Annotated in this window: 1 protein-coding gene; it reads right to left on the bottom strand. The window is 38.9% G+C overall.

Features of this window, described 5'->3' with window-relative positions; translation table 11 throughout:
* The coding region (locus TH606_RS11815) for a hypothetical protein (RefSeq protein WP_197460582.1) at positions 1-319 on the bottom strand (319 nt) is incomplete at both ends.

The following is a 319-nucleotide window of genomic DNA, read 5'->3' as shown; positions in this document are numbered from 1 at the left end:
GGAGCCATTTGAAGTTTTCTTCGAAACCAACCGCCTTCGGCAGATTCAACCTTATTTCTTCCTCTGGCATTTCAAAGAAATAAATGTTGATTTGGGAGGGAGTGAAGACTATCTCTTTAATCAACATCTTTAAAAGTCCCTTCTGCTCTGGTGGGCTTAATTGAGGAAAGATTTTTGAGAAGTATTTGAAAGATTCCTTTATAAGTTCGGTATTCAGGATATACTCTTTCCACCTTTGAATTTCGGTCTCTACGGTTTCAAGCTCCCTTTCCAGCTCCTTCAACTGCTTATCAATCTCCTCTATCTCCTTCAACAAAAA

Origin of the sequence: Thermodesulfatator autotrophicus (genome assembly GCF_001642325.1) — a bacterium.
Classification (GTDB): Bacteria; Desulfobacterota; Thermodesulfobacteria; order Thermodesulfobacteriales; family Thermodesulfatatoraceae; genus Thermodesulfatator; species Thermodesulfatator autotrophicus.
Note: the sequence above shows the minus strand (reverse complement) of the source record. Positions and strands in the feature narration are given on the sequence as shown.